General features: G+C 58.1%; 11 protein-coding genes. 8 read left to right on the top strand and 3 right to left on the bottom strand.

Annotation, left to right across the window (positions count from 1 at the left end; translation table 11 throughout):
- Positions 1 to 42 precede the first annotated feature (42 nt).
- The 5 genes from BT119_RS02140 to BT119_RS02120 all read left to right on the top strand — a co-directional run bounded on the left by BT119_RS02140 (position 43) and on the right by BT119_RS02120 (position 10,610).
- Entirely contained in the window at positions 43 to 5,133 is a 5,091-nt protein-coding gene (locus tag BT119_RS02140) for an RHS repeat-associated core domain-containing protein (protein ID WP_072364667.1), read from the top strand.
- A gap of 346 nt (positions 5,134 to 5,479) precedes the next feature.
- Positions 5,480 to 6,043 carry a fimbrial protein gene (locus BT119_RS02135; protein ID WP_003366760.1) on the top strand — a complete coding sequence of 188 codons (564 nt, stop codon included), beginning with the start codon at positions 5,480 to 5,482 and terminating at the stop codon, positions 6,041 to 6,043.
- A gap of 106 nt (positions 6,044 to 6,149) precedes the next feature.
- Positions 6,150 to 6,896, top strand: coding sequence for a fimbrial biogenesis chaperone (locus BT119_RS02130; RefSeq protein WP_058396462.1), 747 nt, complete (start codon positions 6,150 to 6,152; stop codon positions 6,894 to 6,896).
- Positions 6,897 to 6,933: 37 nt separating this feature from the next.
- Positions 6,934 to 9,447 (top strand): fimbria/pilus outer membrane usher protein, encoded by a 2,514-nt coding sequence (locus BT119_RS02125; protein ID WP_072364665.1) that lies wholly within the window; start codon positions 6,934 to 6,936, stop codon positions 9,445 to 9,447.
- Between the two features lie 47 nt (positions 9,448 to 9,494).
- A complete protein-coding gene (locus BT119_RS02120; protein WP_072364663.1) occupies positions 9,495 to 10,610 on the top strand; it encodes a fimbrial protein in 1,116 nt (371 codons plus the stop codon).
- Positions 10,611 to 10,653: 43 nt separating this feature from the next.
- On the opposite strand, the gene BT119_RS02115 is transcribed toward BT119_RS02120, so the two are convergent.
- The 3 genes from BT119_RS02115 to BT119_RS02105 all read right to left on the bottom strand — a co-directional run bounded on the left by BT119_RS02115 (position 10,654) and on the right by BT119_RS02105 (position 16,871).
- Complete coding sequence (locus BT119_RS02115) at positions 10,654 to 12,186, bottom strand: hypothetical protein (protein WP_058415985.1); 1,533 nt, start codon at positions 12,184 to 12,186, stop codon at positions 10,654 to 10,656.
- A gap of 107 nt (positions 12,187 to 12,293) precedes the next feature.
- The gene (locus BT119_RS02110; RefSeq protein ID WP_058396465.1) at positions 12,294 to 14,492 is read right to left on the bottom strand and encodes an autotransporter outer membrane beta-barrel domain-containing protein; all 2,199 of its coding nucleotides are present in this window, start codon (positions 14,490 to 14,492) and stop codon (positions 12,294 to 12,296) included.
- Positions 14,493 to 14,789: 297 nt separating this feature from the next.
- Positions 14,790 to 16,871 carry a hypothetical protein gene (locus tag BT119_RS02105; protein ID WP_072364661.1) on the bottom strand — a complete coding sequence of 694 codons (2,082 nt, stop codon included), beginning with the start codon at positions 16,869 to 16,871 and terminating at the stop codon, positions 14,790 to 14,792.
- Positions 16,872 to 17,280: 409 nt separating this feature from the next.
- On the opposite strand from BT119_RS02105, the gene BT119_RS02100 reads away from it, so the two are divergent.
- The 3 genes from BT119_RS02100 to xopAW all read left to right on the top strand — a co-directional run bounded on the left by BT119_RS02100 (position 17,281) and on the right by xopAW (position 19,935).
- Entirely contained in the window at positions 17,281 to 18,030 is a 750-nt protein-coding gene (locus BT119_RS02100) for a response regulator (RefSeq protein ID WP_004661894.1), read from the top strand.
- A complete protein-coding gene (locus tag BT119_RS02095) occupies positions 18,027 to 19,061 on the top strand; it encodes a sensor histidine kinase (RefSeq protein WP_003433089.1) in 1,035 nt (344 codons plus the stop codon). The genes BT119_RS02100 and BT119_RS02095 overlap by 4 nt, the downstream gene beginning before the upstream one ends.
- A 115-nt stretch (positions 19,062 to 19,176) precedes the next feature.
- Positions 19,177 to 19,935 carry an EF-hand domain-containing protein gene (gene xopAW / locus BT119_RS02090; RefSeq protein ID WP_003366739.1) on the top strand — a complete coding sequence of 253 codons (759 nt, stop codon included), beginning with the start codon at positions 19,177 to 19,179 and terminating at the stop codon, positions 19,933 to 19,935.
- Positions 19,936 to 19,974 lie beyond the last annotated feature (39 nt).

The raw sequence follows: 19,974 nt of genomic DNA, 5'->3' as shown, positions 1-19,974 counted from the left end.
CACCGCTGCGCTTGGCACGCATCAATCAGCGAGGTCCGCTCCATGGCTGCTTCCACTTCCGTGCACTCCAACGCGCTCAATTTCATGAGTTGTCTGAAAAGCGGCGTCGACCCACGCACCGGGCTTTACAACATATCGATCAGCATGCCCGATCTGCAGAGCAATGACCTGCGCGGGCCAGGGTTCCGACTCGACCTGTCCTACAATCAGCTCAATACGCTGGACAGCGGCTACGGCCTGGGCTGGAACCTGCAGTTGTCGCAGTACGACCCTGCCACCCAGATCCTGTCCCTGAGCACAGGCGAGACCTTCCGGGTCGACGGCACCGGCAGCAACGGTCTACTGACGATGACCGAGAAGAAAATTGACACCTTCCACTTCTACAAACAGGACGATACGTCTTACCGGGTGGTGCACAAATCAGGTCTGATGGAAATCCTCAAGCTGCACAGCAGCGGTAATAAAAAAATGGCCTGGGCGGTAAAGATCATCGCCCCGTCGGGACACAGCATCGCGCTCGAGCACACGGTGTTCAACAGCAGCACCTACAGACTTGCTTCGATCACTGACGACCTGGGTCAGACGCTGTTGGCAATTGCACGCAGCAGTACATCCGTCGAGCTGAAACTGCATCCGTACGCGGGCACTGGCGGTACTCCACTGGCGCGCTTTTTGATGACCCTCACCGGCACAAAACACGTAACGTGCATCACCCTGCCCACCGAGAACAATGCGTCGTGGCGCTTCGAATATGCCCTGAAGAACGGCAATCAGTTATGCATCAACCATGTAGAGACGCCCTCTGGAAGCAGCGAAGAAATTTACTATCAGGATGAAGGCCATGCGTTTCCATCCAGCGCCGCTCGCCAGCCCATACCCAGAGTGACAAGACACATCACCGATCCCGGCCTCAGTCAGGCAAAGGTCGATGTGCGATATACCTACAAGGACGGCCAGCAACGCTCACGAAATTTTCTCGGTGCCGGGTTGCCCATCGCCTGGAAAGACGACGGCCTGGACAACCTCTATAAATATCTGCAGGAGTACAACTATGTCTGTACCGAAAGCCTGTGGGTCGACAACAAGGCCGTGCGCAGCATAGAGCGCACCTTCAACCGCTTTCACTTGCAGACCCGCGAAGTCACCACCCAGAACAAAAACCAGCAAACGGTCACCACCGCCTACAACATCCTGGAGGACGTGCATTACTCCAGACAGCCCGACGATTGTCAGCTACCCAGCGAAGTCACCACCCGTTGGCAACGGCTGGACGAGCCTGAGCGCACGCGCACAGAAACCGTCACCAATACCTATGACCGTTACGGCAATCCGCTGGTGCATACACGCGCCGACGGGATCCAAGAAGTCAGCAGTTGGTACCCGGCCGCCGGTGGCGACGGTTGCCCGGCCGATGCGGAAGGGTTTGTCTCACGACTGAAAGAAAAAGTGGTCAAACCCGCCCTGTCGTCGCAGCCAGGGGCCCCTACCCTGTCCAAACGTTATCGCTACAGCGCGCTGCCTGCACTGACCGGCAGCGAGTTACCCGACTGGATCGTGCCGGAAACCGAAACACTGCTGCAGCTTGAAAGCGATGGAACCTCTGTGGAGTTGCAAAAGATCCTGCTGGAGCACATCAACCAGCCGGACGCGCCTTTCCAGCATGGTCGAACCGGGAAAAATATCGAGTCCCTGAATGGAAAGGACACCGTTACCGTCTACGAGTACAGCCACGCCAGCATCAGTCACAGCAACAGCAGCAACCGCAAGAACAAGGGTAAGGGCAACAACAAGGACAACAGCGAACACTTGCAGGTCCCGGTACAGCTGATAGAGATCACCACTATCGGCTTCGACAATGCCCGCATAAGCAAGCAGCAACAGCAGTCGTTGTTGACCGGCCAGGTGCTGATGACCCTGGAAGAAGGCGTGGAGATCCGCTATGCCTATGACGCGCTCAACCGGCTTACCAAGGAAACGATCGCACCGAATTCAAGTGCTGGCTATGAAGCCAGTCGCGAGTACGAGTACACCCTGTGTTCCGCTCCGGGACAGCATGCAGAACAAGTGCTGACCGACGCCCGCAAGGTCAGGACCCGCTCTGTCATGGATGGCCTGGGCCGGGCAATACTCGAGGAACGGGACCACATCGACAGCAATGATCTGAAAGCGATGCGCATGATCCATACAGCGCAATACAACGCCTGGAACAATGTGCAATACGAAATGGATTACGACTGGTTCGACAACCAGCAACGGTTCACCACGCAAAGTACCTACACCTACGACGACTGGAACCGCCAGTCTGTCATTACCTCGGATCACGGCGTGCAGACCCACCAGTACTACGACCCCATCGGCAGTGAAGAACATAACGGTCCGGTCCAGAAGACGTGGGTGCAAAGCAGTGACGCAGAACCTCTGATCAGTGGTCGTAGCGAGACCTGGCTGAACATGTTCGGCAAACCGGACAAGATCAAGAGCCAGAACGCAGCAGGAGAAGATCTGGGCTCACAAACCTTTCTCTACGACGGAATGGGGCGCTGCACGCAGCAGACTGACGAGTCAGACGACACAACCCTGTTCAGCTATGACGCCTGGTCGCGCATGGTCAGAACACGCTTGCCGGATAGCAGCGAGGCACATCGTGAATATGAACCGTTCAGCACCACCGAGCTGCCGACCAGCCTGAGCGTGATTCATCGGGACGGTATTACCAAAACCCTGACAGGCGAACAGAAGTTCGACGGGCTGGGCCGTCTGACACGGACGCAGGCAGGGCAACGTGTGGAGCACTACAAGTACGAGGATGGTCAAATGCAGGTCAAAACCCGCACGACGGCCATGGGTGATGCCATCAGCTACACCTACAAGCGGGAGCTCACCGACCAGATCGTCTCCAGTACTGCACCGGATGACGCTGCGCGTTTCGACTATGACAACGTCAGTGCCCGCCTGGTCTCTGCCACTAATCAGCAGGGCAAGCGCGCTTACGCTTATGACGCGCATAACCAGCTGACCAAAGAGACCTGGGAAGATCTGCAAGGCCGGACCTGGCAAACCCTGCATCGGACATCCTTGCAGGGCCGTACGATGTATCGCACCGATGTCGAACAAAAAGAGGTCAAAAATCCGGTTAAAGACGTAGTCAAGGGCCGGGTTAGAGGCGGCGTCAAAAACAGTGTCAAAGGCGTGGAAACGACTTACCGGTATGACACGTTCGGCCGACTCGAAAGTGCCGCTCAGGGCAACGTGGAGGTGACCACCCGGTATGACACACTGGGTCAGCCCTGCGAGATGACAACCCATGATATCGTCGCCGGGACCCGCCTGATAAACCGTATGGAATATGACGACCAAGGGCAGGAAGTGCTCAGGACGCAGATTGCCGGCAATCACCCTGTACGTACGCTGGAACAGCAATGGCAACCCGACGGGCTCATGCGAAGCCGCCACTTGCGGGAAGCGGGCAACACGCTGCTGCTGGAAGAGTTCAGGTATGACACCCGAGCCCGGCTGACCGGCATCACCTATTCAGGCAGTAAGTTGCCAGTGCACGCTTCCGACAAGGCGATGCTCAGCCAGACGTTCACCTTCGACGAGCTGGACAACATGACCCTGAGCTATACCAAATTTGCCGACGGCAACACTGAAACAGCCACTTTCCGCTATGGCAAAGAGGGTGACCCCGACTCCGAGGACCAATGCCAGTTACTGGGCATCACCTACAGGCCTCCACGGGACACGCCGGACCCGACGTTCAGCTATGACGCCAACGGCAATCAGTGCACTGACGAGCATGGCAACCAGTTGCACTACGACAGCCAGAGCCGCCTTCTTCGGGTGGCAAAACCGGCGGGTGAGCCCATCAACACCTACACGTACGACGGCCATAATCATCTGGCCACCACCCGCAATGGCAGTGACAGCGAAATACTGCGTTTTTATCAGGGCCAGCAGTTGAGCAGCACGGTGCAGGACGACCGACGTACTCAGTTTCTGCACATTGACGAGCAACCCATAGGCCAGCAGATCATCGGAGAACCTGCCAAAACCCTGCTGTTGCTGACGGATGCGAACCAGAGCGTTCTCGGTGAGTTCCAGCAGGACACGTTGCGAATGGCTGTCTACAGCGCCTACGGAGAACGCCACAGCGATGACGTGCTGCTCAGCGTTGCCGGGTTCAACGGCGAGGTGTGCGAGACAGATACGGGCTGGTACCTGCTGGGCAACGGCTACAGAGCCTACAACCCGGGCATGATGCGTTTTCACAGCCCTGACTCCTTGAGCCCCTTTGGTGCAGGCGGGGTCAACCCCTATACCTATTGCCTGGGCAATCCCATTGCCTGGCGCGACCCCACCGGGCATGACGCCAGCTCCCAGAGTGGCAGGCTGCGACGACCCGATGAGGATGAGATACCTGCAGAGATGTCGGGGGGTATTGGAATGATGACCTGGGTCATGCTTGCGGTTGGCGTAGCGTTCACGGCAGCAGGTGCCTACGCGACATATGCATCGTTTGGATTGGCCGCGCCCGCCTCGGTTCCTGTAACGGTCCTGGGTATCACGATGACCTCACAGGCGGCGGCCTACGTCGCAACCGGGGTGCTGGCGGCAGGGACCGTTCTGGGTGCTGCATCAACGGCTGCCACTGCTTATGGTGCGGCGAAAGGAGACGACACAGCCCTTCGGATAGGGGAATACGTCGGCTACGCCGCGATACCTTTGGACGTCGGTGGGATGCTATTGAAAAGTGCGGTTAAAAGCGCGCTCAAGGCTACGACCAAGGCTTTAGACCAAGGAAGTAAGATATTGAGGAGATCACTTGACGATTTGCAGGCCGCGCCTGGAATAGCTGCGCGACGTGGGTCTGCCCCAGCGAATTTGGCCGTACCCGGATTGGTTAGGGATGGGGATATTCCAAGAGCGTCCATCTTGAGGGGTGTGCCACCTCAACCGAACCCGCGGCCGACGAAAGGGCCTAACGCCAGGGTCAACCAGCAATCGGCAACTAATACAGCAGCATCCAGTGGCCCTTCATGGCTTCTACAGCGAACGGCTTTTCTTAAACGGATTCCCGGCTTAGGGCCAGACGTATTCCAGGTTATACGCGATATTCGCATGTACCAAAGCTGAACTTCCCGCCGCTGACAAAAAACTCGTGACTGTCGGCGGCATTTCAGTCATCGCCTCTAATTCTATACCGTTACATTTGCCCTTCGGGTTCTCTGCCCGAACAAAAAATCACAGCCCCATGAAAAACCCGGAACAACATAAAACTCAAGATTTTAAATGTATGACACTAGTTCAGGAAATATCCTACACCTCCCGCCATTAAACAAAGCGCTTCAGAGACTTTGCAACTAACGCTCCTGCTGTAAACTCCCGCCCCGTCATGACACACAACACAAACCGTCTACCAAGACACCATTAATAGTTACATTTTTAGTCCTGCAACTTTAATACTTATAAGGTTTTAATCGTGAACAAAATGCTATCCGTATTGGGCCTTGCTCTGGCGACTACACTGACCGGCACTGTCGCATCCGCCAACCCCGGCCCCGGCACCATCCGTTTCGAAGGCAAGATCACCGCCACCACCTGCCCTATCGAAGTGGTCAATCCGGGCGATGGCTCTATCGGCAACGTGGTGAACATGGGCTCTATCGAAGCCAACCGTTTCACCGGCATCGGTGACGAACTGTCTGGCAAGAGCTTTGCCCTGCGCGTCAATGACGACGGTAGTTGCGGTCTTACGTCTGGCGGCGCCGCGAACACTGCCAAAGTCACCTTCATCGGCGCCCCTGACAGCAGCGGCGACTACTTCGGCGTCACCCCTACTGTCGACGGGGCAAAGGGCGTTGCGATCGTGATCAAGGACCAGACCGGTACCTCCATCAAACCAGGCGACGCCTCGGCGCCTTATCCACTGGTCGAGGGGGGTGTCACCGACATGGTGTTCAACGCCTACTACCGTTCGACACTGGCTACCGTTCAACCCGGTGCTGCTTCGGCGGATGTCCAGTTTGTTGTCGCGATCAACTGATACATCGACCCACTCGCTCACTGTGTAAGGATCAATAGTCTTTTCACGTGAAGCATCTTCACTACGTTCAGGTCCGTTCGGATCTGAACGTACAAGGTAACTTTCCATGATTTGCCAACAGGCTTTTAAAAGACCTGCCCTCGCGGGGTGCATGATGTTATTCATGTGCGCAGCTTATATACCCGCCAGCCAGGCAGCACTGACCGTCAACGCAACGCGTATAGTGTTCGACGGCGACAAGCGCAGTACGTCGGTGGTCATATCCAATCCTAGTGATCGCCCGTTCGCGGTGCAGACCTGGGTAAATACGGAGGCAGACGACACTGTCACCGTCGTTCCATTCGCACCTTCGCCGCCACTTTTCCGCCTTAATCCGGGCAAGGAACAACAGGTACAGATCAATGGCCTGCCCCACGACCTGCCCTCTGATCGTGAGTCATTGTTCTACTTTAACGTGCAGGAAATACCTCAAGCCGACTCTTCGCAAGGCAATGTACTGAATATTGCCCTGCGTACCCGTATCAAACTGTTTTATCGCCCGGTTCTGCTGACTGAAAACCCCATTGCCCGCCTCAAGGACCTGCAATGGTCGGTCCGGCAGATTGCCGGCAAGGCAGAGCTGACCGCCATGAATCCGACGCCCTTTCATGTGTCGTTCATTCGCCTCGACGTCTCCGGCGGTGGCAGGACTGAAAAGGTCAGTGAAGTCGCCATGCTTGGCCCGTTCAGCTCTCGCCATTACACGCTCAACGAAACGAAAGCGGTACCGGGCCTGCAGGTGGTGTTTGCCGCGATCAACGATTACGGCGGCTACAGCCAGCCGCAGACAGCTACGGCCACGCTGACTGACTGAAACAGCGCTGGCACGCTTCATCCCCAGGACATTGAACATGACCCTATTACCCGATTCCGGGTTCATACCGGTGCGCCTGCGTTTTATGCAGGTGCTGATTGTGTGCGGCAGCGTGACCGTTCCGCTGGAACTGACCAAGGCGGCAACCCCTGTCAATTTCCAGTCCGGCTTCCTGCGTCAGGGCCAGGACTATGACAGTGCGGCCGCGGCCAGCGTGCTGAACCAGTTGTCAGTTGTCGAGAGCCTCGGGCCAGGCGACCATTGGGTAGAAATCCACGTCAATATGCGCTATTTCGGCCAACGGCAGATCCGTTTCGATGCCGACCCGCAAGGCAACGGCCTGCTGCCCTGCCTGTCGTCGGAATTGCTTGAGCAGATCGGCGTACGCCTCGACAGTCTGGCCGACCCGGCCTCGTTGCAAGTCGCCTGTGTCGCGTTGGGGCAATTGATTCCGGACTCCAGGGTCGTACTCGACGGCGGCAAACTGCAACTGTCGATCTCGATACCGCAGATCGCCATGCGCCGCGATGCCAACGGTCGAGTGGACCCGGCGCTTTGGGATTACGGCATCAACGCCGCCTTCATCAATTACCAGACCTCGGCGCAACAGACGACCCACAGGGAGACAGGCACCAGCAGCAGCGCAGACCTGTACCTAAACACCGGTATCAACCTGGGATCATGGCGATTGCGCAGCAATCAAAGCGTGCGCCAGGATGCACAGGGACATCGCGAATGGACCAGAGCCTACGCTTATGCACAGCGCGACCTGCCCGGCACGCACGCTAACCTGACCCTGGGTGAAACCTACACCGGCGGCGATGTCTTCCGGAGCGTGCCGATCAAGGGCGGGTTGATCAAAACCGATCAGGAGATGCTCCCCGATTCCCTGCAGGGTTACGCACCGGTGATTCGTGGCGTGGCGCAAAGCAGGGCCAAACTCGAAGTGCTGCAGAACGGATACCCGATCTACTCCACGTATGTCAGTGCGGGCCCCTATGAAATAGATGACCTGAACACGGCGGGCAGCGGCGAACTGGAGATCGTGCTGACCGAGGCCGATGGTCAGGTCCGGCGCTTTACCCAACCTTACTCGACTATCAGCAACCTGTTGCGCGAAGGCGTCTGGAAATACAGCACAGCCCTGGGCCGCTTCAACGGCGCCTACGCCACCGAGCATCCCTGGCTGTGGCAAGGCACTCTGGCCGTTGGAACAGGCTGGAACTCGACCCTTTATGGCGGACTGATGACCAGCGACTTCTACCACGCCGCTGCACTGGGCGTGTCGCGGGACATGGGCCTGCTGGGGGCAATGGCGTTCGATGTGACCCGGTCACGCGCCAATATCGATCAAACCGGTCGGTCCAGCGTGCAGGGCATGAGTTACGCCATCAAGTATGGCAAGGCGTTCACTACCCATACCAATCTGCGCTTCGCAGGTTATCGCTACTCCACCGAAGGCTATCGGGATTTCGACGAAGCCGTCAGTCAGCGCAGCAACGACGCTACGTTCACAGGCAGCCGCCGAAGCCGTCTGGAAACTTCGATTCATCAAAGAATCGGCGCACGCAGCAGCGTAGGTCTGACGCTGTCGCAACAGGATTACTGGGGCCGCGATATCGAGCAGCGGCAATTTCAACTCAACGTCAACACCCATCGTGCCGGGATCACCTACAACTTCTACGCCTCACAGTCACTGAGCGTAGACAGTAGCCGCGGCAACGACCGGCAGTTCGGCCTGAGTATCTCGATGCCCCTCGACACCGGCCATTCGAGTAATGCCACACTCGACCTGCAGAGCAGCGCCAATCGCCACAGTCAACGGGGCAGCCTGAGCGGCAGCTTCTATGAAAACCGCGTCAATTATCACGCCAGTCTTAGCAACGATGACGGCAAACAGCAAAGTGCAGGCCTTGCGGCAGGCTATCAGGCGCCCTTCGCCAGCCTCGGCGCCGGCGTGACCCAGGGCAATGATTATCGAAGTGCATCAGTCAACGTCAGTGGCGCCTTGTTGCTGCATGCGGACGGCATCGAGTTCGGCCCGAATCTGGGCGATACCATCGCCCTGATCGAAGTACCCGATACACCCGGCGTTGGCATACAGAACGCTACCGGTGTCAGGACCAATAGTCGCGGCTACGCATTGATGCCCTATCTGCGCCCCTACCGCTATAACCCGATCACCTTGCAAACCGACCGACTGGGGCCCGAGGTGGAAATCGATAACGCCAGTACTCAAGTGGTACCTGCCAGGGGGGCCGTGATCAAGACCACCTTCGCTGCGCGCAAGGTGACGCGCCTGGTCATCAATGCAACCACTGACATTGGCAAGCCGCTGCCATTCGGCGCCCAGGTCAGCGATGCGCAGGGCAACATCCTGGGCATCGCAGGGCAAGGCGGGCAGATTTTGCTGTCTACCGGCATGCAGGCCCAAATCCTCGATGTCCGCTGGGGTGAGAAAAGCGACCCTCAGTGTCGTCTGCACATAGACCCCGCGGGCATGCCTCTGGCCAAGGGTTACCGAATGCAAGACATGACGTGTACCCAGTGACATCAGATCTGAGCCGTCCGCGACATTGTTATTTCAGGAATCACCCCATGAACACTGCATTGAATGCCCTGCTCCCCAGTCTGATCCTGTTGGGGACCAGCTATAGTGCTGCGGCTTACTCCGAAGAACCGGATGACACACCGAGCAACGATTGTTATTGGGTTTCCTCACCGGGAATAAAGGATTACCGGCGCGACATCGGCACGCTCTACGTCCCCAAAGACGCCGCAGTGGGTACCTTTATCGGCAGCATCGATATGCTTAACGCCACACCAGACCAGGCAGGTCTGGAGGCGGCCTGCAAAAATGACGGCACGGCGCTTCTGGAATTCAACGCTACGGCAACGGCTCCGATCTTTCCGGGCACGGTGGACCCTATAAACGGGGAAGACCTCACAGGCAAGATACTGCAAACCAATATTCCGGGCGTCGGGGTGCGGGTAAGACTGGAGTTTCCGTATGACAGGAACTGCCCCAATTGCTTCACGCCTGTAGGTGGCAGCGCCTCCGTTCCGTTCATCGGCCTCAACGACCACGAGAAAATGCTCACGAGCCTGCGTTTTCTTCATCTGAACAACTATGTCACGCTGGTCAAGACCGGACCGATTCCCTCCGGCCCCAATGTGCTCAATGGCAGTGAACTGTTCTCCGGAAGCGTGACAACGCTTGGCAGGATCATGAAGTTCGGGCTAACCGGCACAATACTTCAGGCACAGTGCAGCGTCGGTGCAGATCCGGTCAGTGCCGACACGGTGCAGTTGGGTGAGTGGGACAGCGCTGACTTCACCGGTCCCGGTTTCACCACACCTGCGGTGCCATTCAGTATTGCGTTGAGCAACTGCGAGACCTATACGGGTGACGGCTTCGTGGCAACGGCGCATATCCAGCTCGATGGTGTCGAAGGCTCGGTCCCCGAGGGCCCTGTCGGCAGCGGGGTTTTCACCCTGACCAGCGATTCGGACGCCAAGGGCATGGGGATTCAGGTTCTCAAAGGTGATGGAGTCACGCCCATGGAGTTGCAGACCGAAGTGCCAATCATGGCGATCACACCCGGTAACGTTGTGCTGAACTTCTACGCCCGCTTCTATCAGACACAGGCCAGCGGCGCGATCCGGCCGGGCAAGGCCAAAGGAGCCCTCAGCTTCACGATGACCTACAAGTAGCAATGCATCATGGACTGCCAACTGGCGGTCCATGACCTCCTCCTCAGGGGTACAACGTTGGTCTGAGCGAAGGAAAAGACTGCCAGGAGAGCGTCTGGTCGAAACTCACACGCACCCGGACATCGAGCTGAGTGCCTATATTAAATGCCTTCAAATCCGTTTTGCTGATAACACCGGCGTCGATTTTATCGTCCACCCGCGGCACCGGGTATTCATCCAGAACGTTAACGATCAACAATTGATTATCAGCACTGCTGACACCATGCACCTCGATGGTGAGGAACTGGTCAGTGCCCATGAATGACCAACTGTCGAGCGTGAACCGTGCGTAGCCTCCCTCGGCAATGTCCTGCAGGCTCAGACGCCCCCCGGAGACTTTGTCACACTGCACCACCGGAAAGCCTGTCATGACCATGATACTCAGCGTATGCAGGTCCGAAAGATAAGGCGGGGCGGCGCTTTTTTCGAATACCTCATAATAAACGGGGATCGACTTGCCGAAATGCTGGGCAATCTGTGTGGAAGGAATGTTGAACAGTCTCGAGTCTGCTACCTCCGTAAGAAAGGCCCCCACACTGCCGGGCTCGGCCCATTGGACGCGGACGGTGTCACCGGGAGCAATCACGGCACTCTCAGGTATCGATACCACGGCGCCCTGATAGGCATCCAACGGATCGAGCGTACTGGCGCTTGCCGAGCCTGACGCCTTCTGAACCCGCGGGGGTGGCAGCACACGCGGTACTGGCTGAGCACGCACCAGCAGCGAAACAGCCAGCGCACGGGGCCCGGCATTCCCCGAGCGATCCTTCAACCTGTAGGACACATAACGAATGCCATCGCCACTCTCGAGAACCATTTGCTTGTCGAAGGCAATATTGATCGTGCTACCGATGTCGGACGCTTCAAGCGTCAGGGTTCCGGTGTGCTCCGAGCCCGTCAGCGTACTGCTCCAGTACCAGATAATGAGATCCCCGGCGCTCGGCGAAAAATACGCGGGCACTTCGGCCAGCACGGTGTTGCCATGAGAGTCCAGCCAGGCCGAGGTAAGACCATCCCTGATGATTTCTTCCGGAAAAATCAGCGCCCCTTCGTCTGCGAATACCGGTGCCGTTTTATCAATGACAAAGGCCAGTGTTTCGGATTCGGTCTGCACCTGATTGGCGGTCTCGACGCTATAACGGAGTCGATGCTGGCCTTCGCCCAGGTATTGCTGCGCGATCATGATGAACAGATCGACAGGCTGTACAGGTTTGGTCCAGACCTTCTCCTCCAGCAGCAGGTCATTCCAGTACACGCGCAGATACTCAGGGTCGCCCGGAGTGGGCTCGGAGTTTTGCCACATGGGAAAATCGACCCGCAACGGCACGAGCCAGGCACTGCTGGGAAGCAGATTGGGTTCACCGCCGGGTACGTCAGGCAGGAGTTCGGCGATCACAGGCGGCGCAAGCAGCATGCTCTTGCGTCTTGAAGCCGGCCAGAAGAGGACTCTGATCCGTTCGATCCACTTTGAAATGACAGACATGAGCCAGGCCTCCAGTAGGAGAAAGCGGTGGCCGACCCGTTTGCCGACCGCCATGCCCGTCAGTTAACACCCTGTTTTTTTTTGCGGATACTGGCACAAGTGATAGGACCGTTGGCGCATCAGCGCCATCGATCAAGCATCAGCCCCCCGCTTCGCTGTCGCTACCAACTGTAACGCAAGCCTGCACTGGCGCCCCACGGCTGCTCGATGGCATCGCCATTGCTGTAATCGAAATCAGCATGCAACTGCAGGTTGTCAGACAGTGACACCGAAACGCCCGCCCCCAACTCGCCACGGGAACCGGAGAGGTCGTTATTGAACACGTTGTCGTTGACCTTGACCTCGTTCCGGTTGACGAATTCGTGAGCCACGGCAACCCGCACGTAAGGTTGCAGCGTACGTCCCTGGCCCAGATCGAAACTGCGCCCCGCCGTCGTACCGACCTTGCCGAGCAGCGACCGGCTGCGGTCACCCTCAGCGCGCATACCGTTGTCCAGTGCGTAGTCCTTGCCCTGAACGACCAGGCCCGCCAATTGGGTGTAGGGTTCGAGAAAATAACCGTTGTTCAGTTTGATGAGCCGACCCAGTTCCAGCGACGCGCCAACCCCCAGATTGTCGTAGTTGCCGCGCGTGCGGGAACCATCGCTGAGATTGACTCTGGCCTTGTTTTTGAACTGATTGAGTTTGATCACGCCATCGACGTAGTAGCCGCTCTCGCTGTCCAGCCAGGTGCTGTAAGCGCCCAGCGAGTAGCTGTCGACCTTGCCACTGGCACCGTGATCCAGGCTGAGGTCGGACGAGCTCTGCCCGATCATCACACCCGCCAGCCATTGTCCCGACCCCACAGGCAGCTTGCCATCTGCGCCGAGAGCAACACCGTTCTGAACCTGCCGATATCCGAAGCCCGAGGCGTCGGCCACGTTGAATTTGTTGCCGTAGGTCCGTATCCAGCCGCCGGAACGGGCCTCGTCCATGCGCAACTCGCCCATGCGCGAACGCAACGTGCTCAACTCCCCATACCAGACAGTCGGCGCCGTGTTGAACAACGCCATGACAGTCTGTGCACCCGGGCTGATGGTCCGGGTGGCGGTATCCAGATACCAGTCGTTATCGCCCTGTTTGATCAGGTCATAGGACCAGGCGCCCAGGTCCACTGCGCCGCCTGAGAGCGAAAAGCTGGCATCGCCGGCTGCCGCATGCACGACGTGCAAGCTGGTATCGCTGAGCGGATCAACCCCCGTGCTACCGATAAGCAAGGTATGACTGCCGGTCGCACTGCCCGTGATGTCAAGAAAGTCAGTGGTCTTGCCACCGAAATCCACGTCCATCATGAACGTACCATTCCCTGACAGGCTGGCGAGCGACAAGGTGTAAAACGAGGCCGCGTCGCCAAACCTGACCGATCCGCCGTCCATGGACAATTCATTCACCTGACCATTCTCGACCATCACCCACTGGCCCTGGCTACTGAGCGACAGGCTGGATACGTTCTCCAGGCGTCCGGTCAGGGTCGCGTTATTTTGCAGTGACAGGCTGGCGGTACTGCCCTCAACCGCCGATACGTCGCCCTGCAGATGGCTGTTGTCCACGGTCATGTGCGCCGTTGAGCCGTTGATCAACTCCAGTATCTTGCCATTGCCGCCGGTCAGCGTAGAACCATTGTTGACCTGGATATCGGCAGTCGCGGGCGCACCGGTGGGCGTTCCGACGATCAGCGCCGACCCGGTGATACCTTCGACCCGGGTTCCCTCAAGGACCAACAAATTGCTTGAGGGTACGGCCGGGTCAGCGCGCAAGCGCACGCCATATTGCTGCCCGGTGAGGGTACTGCCGGACGCCTTCACCGTGGAGTCAAACATCTCCATGCCTCTGCCATTGGTGCCGGTGGCCGTCACCGAAGTACTTTCCAGGGTCAGGTTGCTGAGCGAGCCGGCATTTATCCCGCGATTCGTGGCAGTGATCGTGCTGCCGATGACGGTGGCAGTGGAACCGACCAGTCGTGCACTTTCATTGCCCATCCCCAGGCCATCCGCACCACCTGTCAGGGCGCTGCCGACAATCAACGCATCTGCCCCGGTCAACGAGACGGCTGAAGAGCTGGTGCCTGCACTGACCTGACTGCCAGTCAGCGTCAGCTGCGCCCCGGTGATCGTGGATATTTGCAGGGTTGTCGCGCCGTTGGCCGTCAGATTTCCGGTGCTGACAACCCGATAGCTGTCCAGCGGACCTGTTGCATCAATGGTCTGCGGCGTGTTGACAAGGATTTGCGCAAAGGCATGACTGCCAGGCAGCAAGGGAGAGAGAAAAATAACGGTTTTCAATGTCCATGAAAGCGGACGCAGCACGAATGGAGCATTCATGACGATGCATTACCTTGAGGTAAACCTGGTTGAACCCCGTGAAGACTGCCCGAAAGCGGTCTCGGGAGAGAGGCCGAAAGACTACGGGGATCCAACCGAATGCTCTGTAGGACGTTTCCTAGGTAAACGTAGGGAGGTTCTGACAGCAGAAGATCGTCGGGGAAAATACCAATAAGCGTAGGTGACATGACCCGGTACGCGCCGGCCTTCCTAAACCGTTTGGGAGCAACCTGAGCCTGCTTATACCCCACAGGGTGCCTGCCGCCTGCCGCAGGCACCCTGAACCGGCGACCTTCCTTACTTTTTCTTCGGTTTAGGTGACTTGAACACGATAGGACACGCCCCAACTGCGTCGTACATCCCTACCCGGGCGGTGGTTTCCAACGAGGTAATGGTTTCGGTTGCGCCGCTCATGATGAAGGAGTACTTGATCCTCGCGCTCCCGTTCGGGCTGCCGCTTGCAGGATTATAGACAGGCAGAATGTGTGTCGCGTAGGGCGTGACCAGCCAGGTGAAACCGGTAGCCGGATGGTCGGCTCCCAGCACGATAGCCTCCTCTTTTTCTGTGCCCGGAATAAGAGCGTCGCCTGTAGTTCCTGTAGAGGCGTACCAGTGCAAAGTAACAGTCTCACCGTCCGACAGATATTTCGAAAGATCCGGAACGCGGACCCGTATCCCCGGCTCATCCGTGGCCGGATTTCCGATGCCGTTGGCGAAGAGTGAATCGCAGTTCAGCCAGCCACTTGTACTGGTGCCCTCGAAAAGCGGTGCGTCCGGGGTGATGACAATGGCGCTTACGTTGACCAGAGTCTCCTTCGAGTGCTGGGTGTTTGCTGAACCGGGCGCATGAATGCGGTAATGAACCGGCAAATCAACGCGATTGCCTTCCGCAAAGATATCATCCCAGGGTATTTCAACCTCACGATCGGAACCCGCTGCGTCTGAAGGCAGTACGGTGTAGGTGGCCGATGAAGTGAGCCTTGTGCCCCAGTAGAAATCGATCATTTCACCCGATTGAAGCTTGTTATACAGCTTGAAAAGGACCCTGGCAGCCTCGCCTTTATCCGCTGCTGTCAGGACGTTCGCTGAATCGGAAGTCTTGCCACGGACCTCGACCAGCGGCAACGCATCGTTGACCGGATCCGGCCATACAGGATCGGTTATGGGATCAGGTCCGATAGTGGAGAAATTGACATTGACGCTGATGCTTTTCACTGCGGAAGGGAGAATGCCACGCAGGATTCGATAACTCACATTAGTGGCCTGGTCACCGCCAGTCGCTAAATTGTATTGAGCACGCAGAACCTCATCAGGGACCCTGATCAAAAGCGGAAACTCTGGATAGCTGCCGACTTCCTCGGATCTCAGCATTTCTGCGCCCCAGGTGACTTCGATACGGTCGGTCGGCTTCCAGTTATCGAACGACTTGATCGATACCTGGACCCCGATTCCTGCGTCAGGCAGGTCGATCAAGGTATCCTTTTCTGCCAATGGCACGACGGGGTCTTGCAGGTTGTCGGGCAACAGTCCCAGCGCTACGTCTATGCGCTTGTAGTTGGAGAGCGGAGTGCGGTTGGTGGCCTTGTCGATCAGAAAGTAGGCGATGTAGTAGGCATCGTCCCTGGACGCTCCAATGACCGAAACCGGGAATTTCAGCGTATTGTTAGTCGGGCCGGGCAGGTTAACGACATCGACCGGAGGCGGCAGATCTTCGGGTTTTTCGGGCAACGGATTGCCGACGTAATAGAAAGCTACCCTGTGGTCAGGCGCCCAGTCGTAATAGTCAGGCAGCGTGCCGACCAGACCGTCCGGATGTTCATCCAGATACGCCTGGGTCAACTGATCTGTATCCAGAATCATCTGCTCTGGCTCAGAATGCCCGCCCGGCGGCGTGGTATCGACGATCAGGTTGATCGACGGGCTGGTGGTCTGTTGATCATTCGGTTGTCTGATCCGGTAGCGCAAACTGTAAGTACCGTCTGCAGGCTTTTCCAGGCCTTGCATCAAACTGCTCAACGGAATCTGGATCTTCTTGGGAAAGGTGCCAGGAGCCACCGGTGCGGTAATGATATCGCTAAACACCTCTTTAAACGCGTCCGTCTCCGCCTCTGCGCCGATGGCCCAATCGATGAAAAAAGTATCGAAGTCGCCCGGATCAGTGACCAGTCCTGCCCACTGAAGCAAGGTGACCTCAAGAAACTCACCGAGCAGGACATCTTTGTTCAGCGTTCCATCGACAGGGTCCACAACGCCCGTCACCTCTGCCAGAGCAAGGTCTGCGTCGAGCTCCGAATCGGGTCCACTGCCCGCCAGCCCATGGGCGATACGCTCTTTTTGATTGTCATCTAAAGCCGTTGTTGTTTTTGAATCGACCATCATCAGCACTCCTTTGCTATCCGATTGCCGCCCCTGTTTATGCAGAAAACGTACGGGCGGATTGATCATGCCCCCAAGGACTGTCGTCCTTTCATCCCGAGCCGCGATGAAACGGCAACAGACCCTGGCTTTCTCGACAAAAACTTGTCTGCCCAGAACCAGCCATCCAGGCCGGTAGCCCGTTCGATTAAACGGCAGTTGCGCGACACTGGATACTGTCATAACTATCAGGGTGAGCTTCGCAGGGCAGGCTCGACAGGCGCTCGTATCAATCTCGATACATTTATGACATGCGCACGACATTCGGTCGCGCCACCCTACCGCCGAGCCTCCCGGCGAAGTAGCATGAGGGGCAGCGTTGATCTTCAACAGCAGCCAGTCCATGGCGGCACAAGCAGGCGACAGACGCATTATGCAAGCACTTCCCGATACCCCCCTGGATGCCACATCGACCGAGCAGCGCTGGAGCGTTCGTGCGCTGATCGTCGATGACGATGTGGCCATTCGCGAGCTGCTCTGCGATTACCTGACGCGCTTCAATATCAACGCTCGTGGCGTCACCGATGGCACGCAGATGCGTCAGGCATTGACCGATGAAACCTTCGATGTCGTGGTGCTGGACCTGATGCTGCCCGGTGAAGACGGGCTGTCACTGTGCCGCTGGCTGCGCAGTACATCGGATATCCCCATTCTGATGCTGACCGCACGCTGTGAACCGACTGACCGGATCATCGGCCTGGAACTGGGTGCCGACGATTACATGGCCAAACCGTTCGAGCCGCGTGAACTGGTCGCGCGCATCCAGACCATTCTGCGCCGGGTCCGCGACGAACGCAGCGATCAGCGCACCACCATTCGCTTTGACGCCTGGCGCCTGAATAGCGTCCTGCGTCAGTTGACCGCCGCCGACGGCCTCGTGGTGCCGCTGTCCAACGCCGAGTTTCGCCTGTTACGTGTGTTTCTCGAACGGCCGCATCGGGTGCTGAGCCGCGAGCAGTTGCTCGATGCTGCCCGAGGCCGCTCGATCGAGGCGTTTGACCGCAGCATCGATTTACTGGTCTCGCGCCTGCGCCAGAAGCTCGGCGATGATCCGAAGAATCCGCAACTGATCAAAACCGTGCGCGGTGAAGGCTATCTGTTCGATGCCAGGGAGCTGGGTTGATCCGCAGATTCGATACACTGTTTGCGCGTCTGTTTGGTGGCGCCCTGCTGGCCATTCTGCTGGCGCACCTGCTGGCCTTCATCTGGTTCACCCAGTACGGCATGCGCCCCCCGCCGCCGCCGTCCAACGAGTTCAACGCCGAACATGGGCAATTCGATCAGCGGCCCATGCACAGACCGCCGATGCTCGGTGGCCCGGTCATCTTGCTGTTTTTCCAGTTCATCACCCTGATCATTGCTGCGTGGTACGGCGCCAAGGCCCTCAGCCGTCCCGTGCAGAGCCTGAGCGAAGCAGCCGAGCGCCTGAGTGAAGACCTCGACAGCCCGCCACTGGAAATCAGCGGTCCGCAGGAAGCCCGACAGGCTGCGCAGACCTTCAATCTGATGCAACGCAAGATCCGCGAACAGATGCAGCAGCGCGGGCGCATGCTGGCTGCGGTATCCCATGACCTGCGCACCCCCCTTTCGCGGCTCAAGCTGCGTGTCGAACAGATCGAAGAGCCCAGGCTGCATGGCCAGATGACTCAGGACCTCAATGACATGATCAGCATGCTCGACGCCACGCTCGCCTACCTCAATGAACACCGACGCAGCGAAGGCCTGCAGCAGTTCGACCTGCAGGCACTGATCGAGTCGCAGGCCGAGAATGCCCAGGACAATGGCGACGACGTACAGTACGAAGGCCAGTGCAAACCGCTGAAGACGCAGCCGATGGCACTGCGCTCGTGCCTGCAGAATCTGGTCGACAACGCTCTGCGTTATGCCGGCAGCGTACACATCGTGATCGAGGACAGCAGCGAGCGGGTGCGCATCTCCGTGGTCGATCACGGGCCTGGCATTGCACCTGAGTTTCACGAAGCCGTGTTCGAGCCGTTCTACCGACTGGAAGGTTCTCGCAACCGCAACTCCGGCGGTATAGGCATGGGCATGAGCATTGCGCGGGAAGCGGCGCGGCGTATCGGCGGCGAGCTGTCGCTCGCGCAAACGCCAGGCGGCGGCCTGACGGCGATACTGGACCTGCCACGACTGTGACGCACTCTGTAACGCTCCGCGTACAAAGCCTACATCCCCTCGACAACTGACGCCCCGAGTCTGCAAAAGCCGGTACACCGTTACCGGGTACATTCATCTCAGGGGAGTGAGACCAATGATCAGTGGGATAAGCAGCAGTTTCTCCAGCTACACCAGTTCGACCAGTGCAACCTCCAGCACCAGCAACAAGAAGTTTCAGGAAGAGCTGCTGGCCAAGCTGGACACCGATGGCGACGGCAGCATTGGCAAGAACGAGCTGAGCTCGGCCCTGTCGTCGAACAGCAAGGATGGCATCACTGTGAGCCTGAGCAAGGCATTCAGCGATCTGGACAGCAACGACGATGACAGCCTCGATGCCGACGAGCTGGCCGCGATGACACCACCTCCGCCGCCGCCCATGCAGTCGGTCGATGAACAGGCAGAAGATCTGCTCGGCGCGCTGGACAGCGATGGCGATGGCGCCATTAGCAGCGACGAGCTGACCACCGGCCTGAGCAATGCGGGCAGTACGGCGAACAGCAGCCAGGTGTTCGATGCACTGGACACTGACGAGGACGGCACAGTCAGCCTTGAGGAGCTGGTCGCCGGTATGCAACCGCAACAGCCTCCTGCCGGTATGCCGCCTGCGCAGATGAGCACCTCCGGCAGTACTGACAGCGCCAGCCTGTTCAGTGCGCTGGACAGCGATAGCAACGACAGTATCAGCGTCTCCGAGTTGTCTGCCGCGTTGAAACAGAGTGACAGCACCATTGATCAGGGCAACACCAACCAGATTGCGACTCAGGCCTTGAACAAGATGATCGCCGCACTCAGCGAAAAATATGACACCCAGAGCAGCAAGCCGGTCGGCAAGTACCTGGATACCGCTGCGTAAAGCGAGGCTCCGCCGCCCGTCGTGGCGCGGCGGAAACTT

Origin of the sequence: Pseudomonas sp. NFACC10-1, from assembly GCF_900119195.1 — a bacterium.
In the GTDB taxonomy this organism is placed as follows: Bacteria; Pseudomonadota; Gammaproteobacteria; order Pseudomonadales; family Pseudomonadaceae; genus Aquipseudomonas; species Aquipseudomonas cerasi.
Note: the sequence above shows the minus strand (reverse complement) of the source record. Positions and strands in the feature narration are given on the sequence as shown.